Genomic DNA, 16,193 nt, shown 5'->3' on the forward strand with positions numbered 1-16,193 from the left:
CTACGACGGGTTATTTGCAGATCTCGACGATCTTCTTGATCTTGTCGTCGAGGCTTTGCCGCAGTTCGTCCTGCGCGAAGTCCTGCGCCCCGGCGAGGTAGCCGATGCTGAGTTCCTCGAGCTGCGTCCCGAGCGCATTCGCATTGTCCGCCAAGTCTTTCGGCGTCGCCGACTCGGCGGCCACCCGGTCGCGCAGGAATGCTCCACCGTCGTAGAACGCGAAGCGCTGGGCGGTCGCGACCGACAACGCACCGATCGGCCCGCCGTTTTCCGGGTTCTTCAGGTGCGAGTTCCTGACCACGGCACGGTCGACAATCTTGAAGGTATCGCAGATTTTCTTCTTGGAGTCGCTCCGTTGCTGGTCGCTGTACTTGCCCGACGCCGCCGCGCTCTCGTTCGGGTAGAAATACCCGTAAGCAGCGCCCGCGACGCCGAGAATCGCCAGCACCAACGCCGCCACCGCCAGCCAGAAGGGCAGCTTCGACGGTCTAGCAGCGTGCGACGTCGGCGTCGTTGCTGCAGGCGCGGTGGTGGGTGCGGCGACGGATTCGGTGACGTCCTCGGATGCGGACGACGGCTCGTTTGAGGGTGTTTCAGACATTCGTCGATCGTATAGGCCACGACTCGCGGCCCGTAACCATTTCAAGAGTGAATAACCCAACTTGGTTTATCGCTTCCAGCGCTCAACCACCGATCGTCGAGCCACGATTTCCCACCCCAGCTAGCGCTAGCCCGCTGGCAATGCCGCCAGCCAACGTGATTACGCCGACGGCCGATTTCCTCGGTCGGGCTCGCGCATGGCGTTGGTGGCCAGGTCAGGAGTTGCAGCCACGCCTGTTCGGCAGCAAGTGCGTCGTCGAATGTTGCGAGCCGTGCCTGCTGATGAATTGCGACATCCAGGACGCAGCAGTCCGGCAGTTTTAGCCCCCTGCCGGCGCCGAGTTCGGCGTGGCTGACCTCGGCGCCATGGCCGCGTTCCGCGTAGCGCGTAGCGCGACCGATCAGGAATTGGTCGAGAGCGTGAGCTCCATGAGTTTGATGGCCTGCGCGCAGGCGTCGATGCCAGGCACTTGCGGATTCACCCACCACCCGACCACGCCCGCCGCGTCGCTGGCGACACCGCACGCGCCGTTGGGGTCGTTCGGTTTCATCACGATCGACGGCACACCGGCGATTGCCCGGTTCTCGATCTGATATTTCAAGAATTCGGCAACCTTGCGCTCGTTGTCCAGGCTGCCCTGCTCGAACCAGAACCGGGTGATGTCGATCAGTCCGCCCGGATTGGCGGCCTGCCAGCGGCAGATCGCACCGACGAAGGTGCTCTGAATGTCCTGCGGGTCCGCGCCGACCGTCTTGGCCAGCACGTCGGTGGTCAGGACTTCACATTCCTTCTGCAGGTTCGGGTACTGCTGCTCGGAGGTGTTGTTGCGGGGCACATCACCGGCGCCGGCTTTCTGCGCGGTTCCGCCGACCGACCTGGTACAGCCGGTCGACACCGACAACGCCGTGGCCAGTACCGCCACGCTCACCAGAACCCGGCGACGCACATGGGCACTCATTTGCCATTCGCAATCGTCTGGCGCGCCAGCTCTTTGGCGATGTTGCAGGCGTCGGGATACGGCTTCTGATTGAAGTTCACCGACCATTCGATGAAGTCGTCGTTGAACTGGATTCCTACTTCGCACAGCGAGTCACCCAGCTGCGGGTCGTTGCCGACGGCGATGAAGCCGCCGTGGCCGCTGATGTTGATGTCTTCGACACTCGACCGCGACAGCTCCTCGGTTTTGCGCTCACGTCCGATCGGACTCCCCCGGTACCACGAGAAGGAGAAGTGCGGCCCGAGTATCCCGCCGCCGGCCAGCCACTGGCAGCCCACCGAGTTTTTGGCGGTGTTGACCAGCCCGTTGATCTGCGTCAGCTTGTTCATCGTCTCGTCGGTGACGCCGCCGCACTGCGGGAACATCGGACCATGGGTCCCGTTGCCCGACGACCGCGCCGTCGACCCTTGCGACTGGGCCTGATTGGAGCCGGAATCAGAGCATGCGGCCGCCATCGGAACCAAGACTGCTGCCGCGCACGCAAGCGCCGCCACACGATGCCGCACCGCTACCCGCACCTTCTGGTGATCACAGGTTGCACTGTAGCGGCACCACCTCATGCCAACCATCGCACACGCGGTGAGCAGTGGTTTCTTGTGTGCAAGAGTGACGGGATGCTCGTGGCACTGCTGCGCCGGTTCGCGCGGCCGTACCGATGGCTGCTGGCGGCGGTGCTGGCGCTGCAGTTGGTCAGCACCCTGGCCTCGCTGTATCTGCCGACGGTGAACGCCACGATCATCGACGACGGCATCACCAACGGCGACACCGCCACCATCGTCCGCCTCGGAGGCCTGATGTTCGGCGTGACGGCGCTGCAGGTGCTCTGCGCGGTCGGCGCGGTCTACTTCGGCTCCCGCGCCGGGATGGGCTTCGGCCGCGACCTGCGCTCGGCGATGTTCCATCGAGTCACCACGTTCTCCGAGCACGAGACCGCGCGCTTCGGTGCGCCGACGCTGCTGACCCGCACCACCAACGACGTGCGCCAGATCCAGTTTCTGATCCAGATGGGCAGCACGGTCCTGGTCGCCGCCCCGATCATGTGCGTGGGCGGCATCGCCATGGCCATTCGGCAGGACGCCGGGCTGTCCTGGCTGCTACTGGTCAGCGTGCCGGTGCTGGTGGTGGCCAATGGCCGGATCATTTCCCGGACGCTGCCGCTGTTCCGCAGCATGCAGCGGCTGATCGACAACATCAACCGCGTCGTGCGCGAGCAACTGTCCGGTGTGCGAGTGGTGCGTGCGTTCGCACGGGAGCCCTTCGAGCGTCAACGATTCGACGACGCCAACGTGGCACTCTCTGGCACCGCGCAGGCCGCCGGCAACTGGCAGGCGATGATGCTGCCGGTCACCACGCTGACCATCAACTGCTCCAGCGTGGCGCTGATCTGGTTCGGCGGCTTGCGAATCGACAGCGGCGAGATGCAAGTCGGGTCGCTGATCGCCTTTCTGGTCTACTTCACCCAGATCCTGATGGCCGTGCTGATGGCGACGATGACCGTGATGGTGTTGCCGCGGGCCGCGGTATGCGCCGAACGGATCACCGAGGTGCTGTCGACAACCCCGGCTGTCCGCAACCCGTCGAATCCGCTGCGGCCGATTGCGCCTCCGGGCGTGGTTCGGCTCGCCGGTGCATCCTTCCGCTATCCCGGCGCGGAGCGTGCTGTGCTGCAAGGTATCTCATTGACGGCGCAACCTGGAACCAACACCGCGATCATCGGCAGCACCGGTTCGGGTAAGTCGACCCTGGTGGCGCTGATCTGCCGGTTGTACGACGCGACCACCGGCGCCGTCCTGGTCGGCGGGGTCGACGTCCGTGACCGCGATGTCGAGGAGTTGTGGTCCTCGATCGGTCTGGTACCGCAACGCGGCTACCTGTTCACCGGAACCGTCGCCGAAAACCTGCGCTACGGGAAAGCGGACGCGACCGCCGACGAGATGTGGGAAGCGCTGCGGGTAGCGGCCGCCGACTTTGTGCGCGAGCACGCCGACGGCCTGCAGATGCGGGTCGCGCAGGGCGGGGTCAACTTCTCCGGCGGACAGCGGCAGCGGTTGGCGATCGCGCGGGCGGTAATCCGTCGCCCGGCGATCTACGTGTTCGACGATGCATTCTCCGCACTCGACGTACACACCGACGCCCTGGTGCGCGCCAGGCTCGCCGAGATCGCCGCGGATGCGACAGTTATCGTTGTGACGCAACGTATTTCGACGATCATCGACGCCGACCAGGTGGTCGTCATCGAGGACGGCCGGATCGTGGCGACCGGGACTCACGATTTGCTGTTGGCGGAGTCGGCCACCTACCGGGAGTTCGCCGCATCGCAATCGCTGGACGCCGAAGTGGGCGGTGCGCGATGACTTCCGCCACGACGCGCAAGGTCACCGCTCCCCCGACCATGCGACCTCGTGACTTCCGAGGATCAACGGTCCGCCTGGTGAAGCTGCTGGCGCCGCAACGGCGCACGGCCGTCGCGGTGATGGCGCTGAGCATCCTCGGCACCGTCGTCGGCGTCGTCGTCCCGCGGATCCTCGGCCACGCCACCGACCTGCTCTTCAACGGCGTCATCGGTCGCCGGCTGCCCGCGGGCATCACCAAGCAACAGGCCGTCGCCGCGGCGCGGGCCCACGGCGACAACACCTTCGCCGACCTGCTGTCCGGTATGCACGTCGTCCCCGGCCACGGCGTCGACTTCGACGCGGTCGCCCGCACGCTCGCACTCGCGCTGGGCATGTATGTGCTTGCCGCGGCGATGATTTACGCGCAGGCCCGGCTGCTCAACGTCACCGTCCGACGGTCGCTGCAGGCGCTTCGGTCAGACGTCGAAGACAAGCTGCACCGGCTGCCGCTGACCTACTTCGACACCCGGCGACGGGGCGAGATCCTCAGCCGGGTCACCAACGACATCGACAACCTGCAGACGTCGCTGTCGATGACGATCACCCAATTGCTCAGCGCGGTGCTGACGGTCGCCACCGTATTGCTGATGATGCTGAGTATCTCGGCACTGCTGACCGGGCTGGCCCTACTGACTGTGCCGCTGTCGATCGTCGTCACACGGGCGATCGCCCGGCGTTCCCAGCGGCTGTTCGTCGCGCAGTGGACCAACACCGGACGGCTCAACGCCCACATCGAAGAGAGCTACAGCGGCTTCACGCTGGTGCGTACCTACGGCCAGCGGGCTCGGATCGAGGACGAATTCCGTCAGCTCAACCACGACATGTACGAGGCAAGCTTTGGCGCTCAACTGATTTCGGGGATGGTGGCACCGGCGACCACGTTCATCGGCAACCTCAGCTACGTCGCGGTCGCGGTGGTCGGTGGTATTCAGGTGGCCACCGGGCAGATCACCGTGGGCAACATCCAGGCGTTCATCCAGTACGTGCGCCAGTTCAACGCACCGCTGAATCAGGTGGCCTCGATGTACAACGCCCTGCAGTCCGGGTTGGCCAGCGCCGAGCGGGTGTTCGAACTGCTCGACGAGCCCGAGGAATCGCCGGACCGCGCTGCATCGCTACCTGATGCCAAAGGGCCAACGGGCCGAGTCGAATTCGACCACGTCAGCTTCGGCTATCAGCCGGGCACGACGGTGATCGACGACCTGTCGTTTATTGCCGAACCGGGCAGCACCGTCGCGATCGTCGGACCGACCGGAGTGGGCAAAACGACGCTGGTGAACCTGCTGATGCGGTTCTACGACGTCGACTCCGGCCGGATCCTGATCGACGGCGTCGACATCACGGAGGTCAGTCGGCAGTCGCTGCGTGCACGCATCGGGATGGTGCTGCAGGACACCTGGCTGTTCAGCGGGACGATCGCGCAGAACATCGGCTACGGACGGCCCGACGCCTCCGACGACGAGGTGGTCGCCGCGGCCAAGGCGGCTTACGTCGACCGGTTCGTGCATTCGCTGCCGGACGGCTACGACACTCAGGTGAGCGATGGCGGGAGCAACATCAGCGCCGGCGAGCGGCAGTTGATCACCATTGCGCGGGCATTCCTGGCCCGCCCGCAGCTGCTGGTGCTGGATGAAGCGACCAGCGCGGTGGACACCCGGACCGAGTTGCTGATCGCCAAAGCGACCCATGAGCTTCGCCGTGACCGAACGAGTTTTATTGTCGCTCATCGTCTTTCGACGATCCACGATGCCGACGTGATCTTGGTGATGCAGGCGGGCAAGATCGTCGAGCGGGGTAACCACGGCGAGCTGCTGGCCCGCCGTGGCACCTATTACCGGATGACCCAGGCTGCTCAGCCACTCTGATCCCACCGTTGACACCAGCACCGGCACCTCACCTGTTTTCCAAACGACGACACATGCGATATCACCGTCGGTAGGCCGGTGGCCGCGAATTGAAAAAGAGGGCAACCCTCCAGCCAGTGGCTGCTGAGGACCTAGAGTTCGGGACCTTCGGCACGCAAGTCGTCGACCACGGTCATGGCGTCGCGCAGCCTGGCCAGCCACTCTTCGGTGTGCTCGCCGACCAACTTGACCGACCAGGCCAGCGCGTCGGAGCGCGAACGTGCCACACCCGCGTCGACCAGGGTGTCGAGCACCTGACGCTCCGGCTGCTTCAACCGGGTCATCACCGGAACCGCGATGTGGGTGAACAAGACCCGCTCGCCGGCCACCTGCACACCCCAGGAAACCTTGCGGCCGTAGCGGCGCTGCGCCTCGTCGGCGATGCTCATCCGCTCCGAACGGGTCTGCTCACGAAATCGCGCGGCCCGACCTTCGGCGTGCGCGTCGGATTCGTCCTTGCCGGAGTCCGGCAGCTTTCCGATGACGGTGATTTCTTCGCGGTCGACCACTACGGTCGGCTCGCCGTCGAACCAGGCGTCCGGCAGACGGCCGGCGAACCAGTTGGCGGCATCGCCGGCCTCGGGTTGGCCGGCTTGCTGCCAACCGCCGGGGCGGCCGTGGCGCCGCCTGCCTCCATGATGGTGACTCATGCTTACATAATTACATCATTACACCGATTGTCACAGCGGTTTCACTCCCCGCGAAACCTGAGAGCAACTGGGCGTAGCAGGTAGCTCAAAGACGCCGGGATGGGCCCACGTCGCGACACCGCCGTCACGTACGAGACGCTGACCTGGGATATCTCGCCCGACGCGGGGTTTGTGCGCGCGGCGCGCTCAGCTTCCGCCCCGACGGGCGCGGAACAGCTTCACCTCGCCCTTGATGCCTTTGAGTCGGCGCGCTCCGGCGAACGACCAGGTGAACCCCGCGTTGTCGCCGAGTTCGTCGCGCACCGACTCCGCCGCCAGCACCGTGCCCGGTCGGGCCGCCGCCGTCACCCGGCTGGCGGTGTTCACCGGGCTGCCGAACCAGTCTCCGGCCCGGCTGACCGCCGAACCCGACGCGATACCGGCCCGCAGCCGGGGAAAGTCGTTGTCGCTGTCGGTCATGTCGACCAGCTTGAGCACGGCGTCCAGCAGCGGCGCGGGCTCGGTGCAGATGAACATCACCGCATCGCCGATCGTCTTGATGAACCGCACCGGCGGAACCGCCACGTCGCGGGCCATCTCGGCGAGCCGGTTGGCCAGCTGCCCGAGCTCTTCGGGGGGCACCTCCTCGCCCAGCCGGGTGAACCCGACCAGGTCGGCGAACGCGGCGGTGATGTGCCGCGCCCCAGGCAACGGCGCCCCCGCGGCCCGCTCGCCGGCGTTGACGGCCTCGGTCTCCATCATGTGCCGCAGCTGCATGAACAGCATGTCCTCGATCATCGGCCCGAGCAGCGGCGCGACGCGGCCCACCAACTCCTGGAACGCTTTCGCGGTGTCCACTTCACGGGCGCCGGGTTGCAGGATGGCCGACCATGCGGTGAAACGCATGACTTCGGCGGCGTGCGAAAGCCCTTCGGCGAGAACGCGAACGACCTGCACCACCTGGTCGGGGTCGATGCCGAGGTCCAAGAACTGCTTCGCGTGGGCGGCGGCGGCCCCGTCGGCGCGCAGATGCACAGCCGCGTCGGGATCGTCGACGCGCACCAAACCAATCGCGCGTTGCACGCGCTGCAACAGGTCAAGGTCGATCCCGTACTCGTCGGCGATGTCGCGCGTCGACACGTAATCGCCGTCGTCACCCATCAGGCGGCGGGAGGCCACCAACATCGGGACCGGCGCCGACCGGATCTCATCGGCGGTGATGCCCTGCTCGACGAGCCACTCGATCAGCTCGGCGCGCTCGTCACGCGCGTCGCCTTGCAGACCGTCGAGCAGTTTGTCGTTCTCCGCGTGGTCCACCTGGTCAAGTTATCCGATGGCCACACCGCTGCTCCACCGGTTCCCGACCGTCGTCGACGACACCGCCCGGCTGCTGATCCTGGGTTATCGCGCCGTCATGACACCGGCGGGCGGCGCTGCGCCCACGGCCGGGCGACCTCGATCTGCGCGCCCAGCGCCAGCAGCGTCGCCTCGTCGTTCGGGCGGCCGACCAACTGGATCGACAGCGGAACACCCTTGTCGTCGAGGCCCCACGGCACGGCCGCAGCGGGTTGACCGGTCAGATTCCAGATCTCGAAAAACGGCACCCGCTGCGACACCGCCAGCAGGGTCGCGATGCCGCCGAGGCGTTGGTAGGCCCCGATCCGCGACGGCCCGGTGGCATTGCCGGGTGTGACGACGACGTCGACGTCGTCGAAGATCGACTGGATCCGCCCGGCCAGCGCGGCTTCCGCGGCACGGATCTTCGCCATCCGCCGGTCGGGGATCAGCGACCCGATGCGGGCCATGGTGCGGGTGCGCTTCTCGAGCCGGTCTTGATGCGGCATCACCCGGACGTCGTCGTAGATGCCGCGGAAAAAGCGCGGCAGGAAGTTGCCGTAGACCGCCGACGGCGGATAGTCCGGATCGCGGACGACGACGTCGTGGCCGAGCTCGCGCAGCAGCGCGCCGGTCGCATCGACCGCGGCCCGCTGCTGGTTACCGACCTTGGCGATCAGCGGCGGTGGAACCTTGGTGCTCAACGCAATTCGGAGCCGGCCCGGATGCCTGGCCGCGGCGCCGACGAAGCCACCGTCGGGCGCGGGCGTCGTGGTCGTGGCGTCCAGGAACACCGCCGCGTCTTGCACCGTCCGCGCGAGCGGCCCGTTCACGCTCAACCCGCACCAGGCGTCGTGGTGCGGCGCCAGCGAAACCCGATCCCGCTGCGGCTTGATCCCGAACAGCCCGCACCAGCCCGACGGGATGCGGATCGAGCCGGCGCCGTCGGAGCCCAGCGCCAGCGGCGCGAGGCCGGCGGCCACCGCGGCGCCGCTACCGCCGCTGCTTCCCCCCGGCGTGAGCGCAGTGTCCCAGGGATTGCGGGTCGCCCCGAACGTCAACGATTCGGTGAACGGGAAGATCATCAGCTCGGGCACAGCGGTTTTGCCGATAATCACCGCACCGGCCGCGCGCAGCCGCCGGACCACCTCCGCGTCCTGGGCAGCCGGGGTCGCGACCGCGCTACTGCCGCACGCTGTGAGTTCCCCGGCGACGTCGATGTCGTCCTTGATCGCGACCGGAACACCGAGCAGTGGCAGTCGCTCGCCGGCGTCGAGGCGGCGCTGGGCGGCCAGCGCTTCCCGGCGCGCGGTGTGCGCCAGCACCACCCGGTAGCTGCGCAACTGCGGGTCCAACCGCGCGATGCGGTCCAGGTAGACCTCGAGCAGCGCCGGAGCGGTGATGCTGGCCGCGGCCAGCATCCGCGCCTGCTCGGCCGCTCCCGCGAAGGCCAGATCGGCTATGTCCACGTCGAGGCAGACTACCCACTTGGCCGGCGCCGCGGACCGCTACCGTGACGTCTTATGTCCTGTGTGTTCTGCGCGATCGTCGCCGGCCGGGCCCCGGCCATCCGAATCTACGAAGACGACGCGTATCTGGCCTTCCTCGACATCCGTCCGTTCACCCGCGGCCACACCCTGGTGGTGCCCAAGCAGCACTCGGTGGATCTCACCGACACCCCCGCCGAGACGCTGGCCGGCATGGCGACGATCGGGCAGCGCATTGCCAAGGCGGCGCGGGCGACCGAGTTGGCCGACGCCACCAACATCGGGATCAACGACGGCCCGGCCGCTTTTCAGACGGTCTTCCACGTCCACCTGCATGTGCTGCCGCGGCGCAACGGAGACAAGCTGGCGGTCGCCAAGGGGCTCCTACGACGCCGTGACCCCGACCGCGCGTCGACCGGCCGAATCCTGCGGGACGCGCTGGCGGAGATCGACGCCGGCAGCTGATACTGGGCCTATGACCCTTCCGTTCGAGCAGACCCTGCTGCCCTATGTGCTACGCGTTCACGACACCGTCTACCAGAAGACCAACGGCTGGATCGGTCACCGCATCCTCGGTATTCCCAGCCTGCTGCTGCACACCGTCGGCGCCAAGACCGGCAAATCCCGCAGCGCGACGCTGACCTATGCCCGGGACGGCGACGACTACCTGATCGTCGCGTCCAAGGGCGGCGACCCGAAAGCGCCCGGCTGGTACCACAACCTGAAGGCCAACCCGAGCGTCGAAATCAACGTCGGGCCGCAGCGTTTCCGGGTGACAGCCCATCCGGTGTTGCCCGACGACACCGACTACCAGCGACTGTGGCAGATCGTCAACAAGAACAACGGCAACCGCTACCAGGCGTATCAGGAGAAGACGTCGCGACCTATTCCGGTCGTCCGGCTCACGCCGGCTTAAAACAGCTCTTTCGCCAGTAACTCCAGCGTCTTTTCGCGCGCCGGAGCGGTCGCGGGGTCGGTACCGCGGTGCGCCGACGCGACCGGATGCACCATCACCTCGTCGACGCCGAACCGCTGCGCCAGCGCGGTCAGCTGGTCGGCGGCCTCGGCGGGCGATCCGACGACTGATTGCTCCAGCCCGCTGTCGACAATGTGCTGCTGCTGCGATGTCAGCTTGGTGCCCCGGATATCCTCGACGAGCTCGACCGGCCCCAGCGGTTGACCCGTCCGCAGCCGGGCCATCATGTGCAGGTTGGGCATGATCAAAGCCGTTGCCTCGTCGCGGGTTTCGGCCACTGCGGCGTTGACGGTCAGAAAGGTCACCGGTTCGGCGGCCAGCTCGCCGGGCACAAACTGCGACCGGTAGTGCGCCAGCGCCTCTTCGGTCCCCTGGCCGGAGAAGTGGTGGGCGAACACGTAGGGCAAGCCCTTGGCGGCGGCCAGTTGCGCGGAGTACATCGACGACCCGAGCAGCCACAGCCTGGGCTCGCTGGCCGCGGCCGGGGTGGCCTTGAGGATGTAGTCGCCGTCGCGCAACTGCACCGGCACGCCCCGGGCGCTCATCATCGCGCGCACGTGGTCGAGGTACTGCGGGAACTGGTCGATGTCGCGATCGTCGCGGCCGGCGGCACCGCGCAGCAGCACCGAGGTGACCGGGTCCGAGCCGGGCGCCCGGCCGATGCCGAGGTCGATGCGGCCCGGCGCCGCCGCCTCCAGCAGGGCGAACTGCTCGGCGACCGCCAGCGGCGCGTGATTGGGCAGCATCACGCCGCCCGAGCCCAGCCGCAGCTGGGTGGTCTGGGCCGCAAGGTAGGCGATCAGCACCGGTGGGCTGGTGGCGCCGACCGAGGGCATGTTGTGGTGTTCGGCGACCCAGTAACGGGTGAAACCCAGCCGGTCGGCGGTCTGCGCCAGGCCCACGGTGGCCTTGAGTGCGTCCGCGGTGGTCTGGTCGGTGCGGACAGGGACGAGATCGAGGACAGAAAGCCGCATGAGGCGGTCAACGCCTTCCGGCCGCCGAACGTTCCCTGGTCGTCGATCAGCTCGGGAATGCCCGGTGCTCGGTCTGGACGCGCTAGCCAGCGATCCCGTCGCGAACATCAAGGACAGCCATATCCGCCGCAGCACGCCCCGCGCCCCAGCCTGCACCGTTGGACGCCGCTACCGGACGAGGCACCGTCGAGGGAAACATTCGGTCGGTGAGCTCGTCGGCCGCCCGGCTGTTTGCCGCCAGCACGGGAAGCAGCCGAGCATCATGCTTGATCTCCGCCGTGACCGATGCGCTGACGCTTTCGAGTCGTTCCCCGATGCGCTGTGCGTAAGCGACAAGGAAAGTCTGCCGAAATGACCGGGTGCGTGCCTGCTCACCGCCCGTGATCTGGCGTCCCGCACCGAGCATGGCCCGGTTGGCTTGGACCAAAAGCGAGGTGGCCAGCAACTCGACCAGCCGGAGGTCGGTTTCGGAGGCGATTACGGTGATGAATCCAATGTCTTCCGCCCATACTGCGCGGCATCGGTTGGCCCGGCCCACCACTTGCACCAGCACCGCCTTCGCCGCGGCATACGGGTTGTCGATCCAGATTCGTCGCGCGCTCGCCAGCGGTACGTGGCGAGGGTCGTGCCCCGCCACCGCTTCCTGAAGGGAATACCTGCTCATCAATTCTTGGGCCTTGGCCGACAGGGCTTCCGCTTCGTCGGCGAAGTCGGTGGCTTCGGCCTTGGCCAACAGTGCTCGGACCTTGCCGAGGGCCTTGTCGTCGATGTCGCTCACCGCCGTCGGCGCCTGCCGAAAGGTGCCGGGTAACGGCAGCAGCGCTGTCAGGACCGGAAGTCGACCGAGCAGGTGCAGCACCGTGAGCACCACGTTGACAGCATCGCTTCGTCCGACTCCGTTTGCAGCCGCCCAGCCCCACATGTGCGGAGTGTGCGCCGCAGGACCGAGCGTGGTTGAGATGTCGGCGAGAGCGGCGCGCCATTGCGGATGCAGGGCCGCTGCCGCATACCGCCGGGACTCCAGAACGACGGCTTCATCGAGATATCGGACCTCGGCGGCCTTGAGCCGACGGCGTGCGACCTCATGCAGGTCCGACGGCGTCCAGCCATGCCGCCAGGCCGCTTCGATGGCCTCGTTCACGACGATGTCGGCCGCAGTGTCGAGTTCGCTCGCGAAGTCCTGGTACTCGTCGAGCAGTTCGGCGGCGACGCGACGAAACGTGTTCCCGTCAGGACACGATGCGGCCGCACTGAACGCAAAGACAAGTCGTTCGAGAAGCATCACCCGGTCCGGCCCGGGGCCGGACCGAACGCGTTCTCGCGAGGCCTCCGCCCGGCGCCGGTTCTTCAGCTTGGCTGCGCGTTTCTCGCGGTTGCGTCTGCTCATTCATCGAAGTCTGGCCACAGGGTCCGACACGTTGCGACAGGCGCGCCGCGCTCCGTGGGTAGCCGAACGAAACGTTTTGACAAGCAACAGAGCTCGTCATTCCACAATCCGGTAATCGACGTCGAGTGAGCGGTAGATGCGCTCGGCCCGACGGTCACGGGTCAGCAGACTGCGGTCGTTCGTTAAGGCCGCCTGACCGACGAGGGCGTCATAGGTCGATCCGCCGACGATGTCGAGGGCGGCAAGGCGCTCCCGAAGCTCACGGGTTGCGGCCAGGCCGTCACCGCACACCCGCCATTCCCTTCGCCCGGGCGAGGATGTCGTCGAGCATGGCGGGGGTCAGCTTGCCGGTGAAGGTGTTCTGCTGGCTGGGGTGATAGCAGCCCAGCAGCGTCACCTCGCCGTGTCCGGCATGCACCGTTGCGGTGGCTGCGTGGCCGAACTTCGGTTGCGGGCGGGGCACCCGGCCGCCGGTCGCGCGGATCATGTCGAGCGCCGAGCGCCACCCAAATGCGCCCAGCGCCACGATCACTCGGGTGTCGCCACCGACCAGTCGCCACTCGGCGGTCAGCCACGGCGCGCAGGTCGACCGCTCGGCCGGCGTCGGCGCGTTGGCCGGCGGTGCGCATCGCACCGCAGCCACCACCCGAATGTCATTGAGCTGCAGGCCATCTGCCGCATCGACGGCAATCGGCGAGTTCGCCAAACCGGCGCGGTGGATCGCCGCGTACAAAAAGTCACCGGAGCGGTCGCCGGTGAATACCCGGCCGGTTCGGTTGGCGCCGTTGGCCGCGGGGGCCAGGCCGACGACGATGATCCGCGGACGCTCGTCGCCCCAACCTGGAACCGGTCGGCCCCAGTACGGCTGGTCGGCGAACGACCGCCGCTTGGTCAGCGCCGAGGATTCGCGCCACTGCACCAGCCGCGGGCAGGCCCGGCACACCGATATCTGCGCATCGAGCTGCTTCAGCGACGTCGCGGCCTCGGCCATCGCATCGACCCGTTCCGCGTCCGATGCAATCGCCGTGCGAGCGGTTGCCGGATCGCCGGGCCACCCGGTGCCGGGCGGCACCGGGGATTCGAACAGCGCACCGGTGCGTGGGTGGGCCAGGTTCACAGCTCCACTGTGTACCAGCGCCGCGGGCAGGTGTCCGTAGGATCGCGGCATGGCCGCTGACGCGCTGGCCGGCCTGATCGCCGAGCTACCCGAGGGAATGGTCGTCACCGACCCTGCGATCACCGAGGGATACCGGCAGGACCGCGCCCTGGACCCGTCCGCCGGAAAGCCGATGGCCGTGGTGCGCCCGAAGCGGACCGAAGAAGTCCAGACCGTGCTGCGGTGGGCCACCGCTCATCACATCCCGGTGGTGACCCGCGGGATGGGTACCGGCCTGTCCGGCGGTGCCACCGCGATCGACGGCGGGATCGTGCTGTCGACGGAAAAGATGCGCGACATCGTCGTCGACCCCGTCACCCGCACCGCGGTCTGCCAGCCGGGCCTGCTCAACGCCGAGGTCAAGAAGACCGTCGCCGAGCACGGCCTGTGGTATCCACCCGACCCGTCGTCGTATGAGATCTGCAGCATCGGCGGCAACATCGCGACCAACGCCGGCGGGCTGTGCTGCGTCAAGTACGGCGTCACCACCGACTACGTGCTCGGCGTGCAGGTGGTGCTGGCCGACGGCACCGCGGTCCGACTCGGTGGTCCCCGGCTCAAAGACGTCGCGGGACTGAGCCTGACGAAGTTGTTCGTCGGCAGCGAGGGCGCACTCGGTGTGATCACCGAGGTGACGCTGCGGCTGGTGCCGGCCCAGCAGCCGTTGAGCACGGTGGTCGCCACCTTCGCGTCGGTGGAGGCCGCCTGTGCAGCGGTGCTCGGGGTGACCTTGCGGCTGCGCCCGGCGATGCTGGAGTTCATGGATTCGGCGACCATCAACGCCGTCGAGGACAAGCTGCGGATGGGCCTGGACCGCGGTGCGGCCGCGATGTTGGTGGGCGCGTCCGACGAGCGTGGACGCGGCGGCAGCGACGACGCCGAGTTCATGGCCGCCACATTCACCGAATTCGGTGCGACGGAAGTCTTTTCGACCGACGACCCGGAGGAGGGCGAGGCATTTGTCGCGGCCCGACGATTCGCGATTCCGGCGGTCGAGGAGAAGGGGCCGCTGCTGCTCGAGGACGTCGGCGTGCCACTGCCCGCGCTGGCCGATCTGGTCGGCGGGATCGCGCGGATCGCCGAGCAGCGCGACCTGATGATCGCGGTGATCGCGCACGCCGGCGACGGCAACACCCATCCGCTGATCGTGTACGACCCCGACGACCCGGCGATGAGCGAGCGGGCCCAGTTGGCCTACGGCGAGATCATGGACCTCGCAGTGGATCTGGGCGGCACGATCACCGGCGAGCACGGCGTGGGCCGGCTCAAGCGTCCGTGGCTGGAGGGCTACCTCGGCCCCGAGGCGATGGCAGTGAATCGCCGCATCAAGGATGCGTTGGATCCCTTGGGCATTTTGAATCCCGGCGCGGGCGTCTGACTACGACGATGAGCCGGCCATTTCTTTCCGCCGTGCTGCTGATCCCCTGTGTGCTCGCGGGTTGCTCGGGGATCGTGCCGGGTCACGCCGTCAGGACGCCGCTCAGCCCAGCGGAGCGGTCGCTGCCCGATTCCGCCGAGCTGTCCCGGGTCGTGGGTCTGCCTGTGGAGCGTGATTCTGTATTGGAAGCCGGCGGGATCGACACGCTCCGAGATGACAAGGGCGCCGAGTCTCCGGTGGAGTGCGCCGGGGTCACGCACGCCGGTTATCGCAGCACGTACCAGGGCGCTCCGCTGCGCGCCGCCGCTCGAGGTATGTGGATCACGCCGCAACGCGTCGACGAGCGAGTGAATATCGTCATATCTGTGGTGGAGCTGGATTCCGCCGACAGTGCACAGACCTGGTATCGCAGGAACGCCGCGCAGTGGGGTCGATGCCGCGACGTCACCGTGACCTACCACACTGGAGCTGTTTCGTTCATCCAAAGCATCAGGCAGGTCGACGATTCCGATGGAGAGCTGACGGCAGTGCTATCGGTCTCGACGGATAACGGGATCATGACACCAGGCGTGAACCGGCGCGCCTTCCTGGTGACGTCTCAATATCTCGTCGACGCAGAGGTTTTCGGAACTCTGCGTCGTCCGGACGCTTCCACTCTCGACGCGAGCGCGGTGGCGCGCCTTGTCGTCAACAAGATCAGCCAAAGCCGGTAGCCGGCTTCCGCGCAGTTACGCCCGAACGTTATTCACGGCTGGCGCCGGTGGAGGTTGGAGAGGTTGCCAGTTTTGAAGTCAGCCCTGACGCAACTGCGATAAAGCTGCTTTTCTTGATAGCTGTCGACGACGTATCGAGAGAAGTACGGGTCTTCCGATTTTAGGAATTCCGGCGTGGGCAATGCTCACCGACAACGCGGAAACCACGAATTTTGCGAATCACGACCATAAATTGGCGCTTGGGGCATAACGAGGTCCCTTCT

The 16,193-nt window shown here is 67.0% G+C and carries 16 protein-coding genes; 6 read left to right on the top strand and 10 right to left on the bottom strand.

The window, feature by feature from the left end; genetic code table 11:
* Nucleotides 1-10: 10 nt before the first annotated feature.
* The 3 genes from ABDV69_RS04435 to ABDV69_RS04445 all read right to left on the bottom strand — a co-directional run bounded on the left by ABDV69_RS04435 (nt 11) and on the right by ABDV69_RS04445 (nt 2,053).
* A complete protein-coding gene (locus tag ABDV69_RS04435) occupies nt 11-601 on the bottom strand; it encodes a hypothetical protein (RefSeq protein ID WP_343572119.1) in 591 nt (196 codons plus the stop codon).
* 400 nt (nt 602-1,001) lie between these two features.
* Nucleotides 1,002-1,559 (bottom strand): DUF3558 domain-containing protein, encoded by a 558-nt coding sequence (locus tag ABDV69_RS04440; protein WP_343572120.1) that lies wholly within the window; start codon nt 1,557-1,559, stop codon nt 1,002-1,004.
* Nucleotides 1,556-2,053 carry a DUF3558 domain-containing protein gene (locus tag ABDV69_RS04445; protein WP_343572172.1) on the bottom strand — a complete coding sequence of 166 codons (498 nt, stop codon included), beginning with the start codon at nt 2,051-2,053 and terminating at the stop codon, nt 1,556-1,558. Before ABDV69_RS04445 ends, ABDV69_RS04440 begins: the two co-directional genes overlap by 4 nt.
* Nucleotides 2,054-2,212: 159 nt before the next feature.
* Between ABDV69_RS04445 and ABDV69_RS04450 the strand changes: the two genes are divergently transcribed.
* Nucleotides 2,213-3,952: an ABC transporter ATP-binding protein gene (locus tag ABDV69_RS04450; protein ID WP_343572121.1), complete on the top strand. Its 1,740-nt coding sequence runs from the start codon at nt 2,213-2,215 to the stop codon at nt 3,950-3,952.
* 38 nt (nt 3,953-3,990) lie between these two features.
* Nucleotides 3,991-5,856 carry an ABC transporter ATP-binding protein gene (locus ABDV69_RS04455; RefSeq protein ID WP_343572173.1) on the top strand — a complete coding sequence of 622 codons (1,866 nt, stop codon included), beginning with the start codon at nt 3,991-3,993 and terminating at the stop codon, nt 5,854-5,856.
* Between the two features lie 131 nt (nt 5,857-5,987).
* Here the strand turns inward: ABDV69_RS04455 and ABDV69_RS04460 are convergent, their stop codons facing one another.
* The 3 genes from ABDV69_RS04460 to ABDV69_RS04470 form a co-directional block, all read right to left on the bottom strand.
* The gene (locus tag ABDV69_RS04460) at nt 5,988-6,545 is read right to left on the bottom strand and encodes a hypothetical protein (protein ID WP_343572122.1); all 558 of its coding nucleotides are present in this window, start codon (nt 6,543-6,545) and stop codon (nt 5,988-5,990) included.
* A 186-nt stretch (nt 6,546-6,731) separates the two neighbouring features.
* On the bottom strand, nt 6,732-7,841 hold the full coding sequence (locus ABDV69_RS04465) for an adenylate/guanylate cyclase domain-containing protein (RefSeq protein WP_343572123.1): 1,110 nt from the start codon (nt 7,839-7,841) through the stop codon (nt 6,732-6,734).
* A gap of 95 nt (nt 7,842-7,936) precedes the next feature.
* Nucleotides 7,937-9,328 carry an amidase gene (locus ABDV69_RS04470; protein WP_343572124.1) on the bottom strand — a complete coding sequence of 464 codons (1,392 nt, stop codon included), beginning with the start codon at nt 9,326-9,328 and terminating at the stop codon, nt 7,937-7,939.
* 54 nt (nt 9,329-9,382) lie between these two features.
* Here ABDV69_RS04470 and ABDV69_RS04475 point away from each other — a divergent pair, with 54 nt between their 5' ends.
* A complete protein-coding gene (locus ABDV69_RS04475) occupies nt 9,383-9,811 on the top strand; it encodes an HIT family protein (RefSeq protein WP_343572125.1) in 429 nt (142 codons plus the stop codon).
* A gap of 10 nt (nt 9,812-9,821) precedes the next feature.
* The gene (locus ABDV69_RS04480) at nt 9,822-10,262 is read left to right on the top strand and encodes a nitroreductase family deazaflavin-dependent oxidoreductase (RefSeq protein ID WP_343572126.1); all 441 of its coding nucleotides are present in this window, start codon (nt 9,822-9,824) and stop codon (nt 10,260-10,262) included.
* Here ABDV69_RS04480 and ABDV69_RS04485 read toward each other — a convergent pair.
* From ABDV69_RS04485 to ABDV69_RS04500, 4 genes are all read right to left on the bottom strand, one after another.
* The gene (locus ABDV69_RS04485) at nt 10,259-11,296 is read right to left on the bottom strand and encodes an LLM class flavin-dependent oxidoreductase (RefSeq protein WP_343572127.1); all 1,038 of its coding nucleotides are present in this window, start codon (nt 11,294-11,296) and stop codon (nt 10,259-10,261) included. The genes ABDV69_RS04480 and ABDV69_RS04485 overlap by 4 nt on opposite strands.
* Before the next feature lie 82 nt (nt 11,297-11,378).
* On the bottom strand, nt 11,379-12,683 hold the full coding sequence (locus ABDV69_RS04490; protein ID WP_343572128.1) for a DUF2786 domain-containing protein: 1,305 nt from the start codon (nt 12,681-12,683) through the stop codon (nt 11,379-11,381).
* Between the two features lie 96 nt (nt 12,684-12,779).
* On the bottom strand, nt 12,780-12,974 hold the full coding sequence (locus ABDV69_RS04495; protein ID WP_343572129.1) for a hypothetical protein: 195 nt from the start codon (nt 12,972-12,974) through the stop codon (nt 12,780-12,782).
* Nucleotides 12,964-13,800 (bottom strand): uracil-DNA glycosylase, encoded by an 837-nt coding sequence (locus ABDV69_RS04500; RefSeq protein WP_343572130.1) that lies wholly within the window; start codon nt 13,798-13,800, stop codon nt 12,964-12,966. The genes ABDV69_RS04495 and ABDV69_RS04500 overlap by 11 nt, the downstream gene beginning before the upstream one ends.
* 49 nt (nt 13,801-13,849) lie before the next feature.
* Here ABDV69_RS04500 and ABDV69_RS04505 point away from each other — a divergent pair, with 49 nt between their 5' ends.
* Nucleotides 13,850-15,217 carry an FAD-linked oxidase C-terminal domain-containing protein gene (locus tag ABDV69_RS04505; RefSeq protein WP_343572131.1) on the top strand — a complete coding sequence of 456 codons (1,368 nt, stop codon included), beginning with the start codon at nt 13,850-13,852 and terminating at the stop codon, nt 15,215-15,217.
* Nucleotides 15,218-15,249: 32 nt separating this feature from the next.
* Entirely contained in the window at nt 15,250-15,930 is a 681-nt protein-coding gene (locus ABDV69_RS04510; protein ID WP_343572132.1) for a sensor domain-containing protein, read from the top strand.
* Nucleotides 15,931-16,193 lie beyond the last annotated feature (263 nt).

It is taken from the genome of Mycobacterium sp., from assembly GCF_039583785.1.
In the GTDB taxonomy this organism is placed as follows: Bacteria; Actinomycetota; Actinomycetes; order Mycobacteriales; family Mycobacteriaceae; genus Mycobacterium.

Coding starts and splice junctions, on each gene's coding strand:
- ABDV69_RS04490 (WP_343572128.1), bottom strand. CDS start 12,683: ATGAGCAGACGCAACCGCGAGAAACGCGCAGCCAAGCTGAAGAACCGG.
- ABDV69_RS04450 (WP_343572121.1), top strand. CDS start 2,213: ATGCTCGTGGCACTGCTGCGCCGGTTCGCGCGGCCGTACCGATGGCTG.
- ABDV69_RS04505 (WP_343572131.1), top strand. CDS start 13,850: ATGGCCGCTGACGCGCTGGCCGGCCTGATCGCCGAGCTACCCGAGGGA.
- ABDV69_RS04485 (WP_343572127.1), bottom strand. CDS start 11,296: ATGCGGCTTTCTGTCCTCGATCTCGTCCCTGTCCGCACCGACCAGACC.
- ABDV69_RS04480 (WP_343572126.1), top strand. CDS start 9,822: ATGACCCTTCCGTTCGAGCAGACCCTGCTGCCCTATGTGCTACGCGTT.
- ABDV69_RS04440 (WP_343572120.1), bottom strand. CDS start 1,559: ATGAGTGCCCATGTGCGTCGCCGGGTTCTGGTGAGCGTGGCGGTACTG.
- ABDV69_RS04435 (WP_343572119.1), bottom strand. CDS start 601: ATGTCTGAAACACCCTCAAACGAGCCGTCGTCCGCATCCGAGGACGTC.
- ABDV69_RS04475 (WP_343572125.1), top strand. CDS start 9,383: ATGTCCTGTGTGTTCTGCGCGATCGTCGCCGGCCGGGCCCCGGCCATC.
- ABDV69_RS04460 (WP_343572122.1), bottom strand. CDS start 6,545: ATGAGTCACCATCATGGAGGCAGGCGGCGCCACGGCCGCCCCGGCGGT.
- ABDV69_RS04455 (WP_343572173.1), top strand. CDS start 3,991: ATGCGACCTCGTGACTTCCGAGGATCAACGGTCCGCCTGGTGAAGCTG.
- ABDV69_RS04445 (WP_343572172.1), bottom strand. CDS start 2,053: ATGGCGGCCGCATGCTCTGATTCCGGCTCCAATCAGGCCCAGTCGCAA.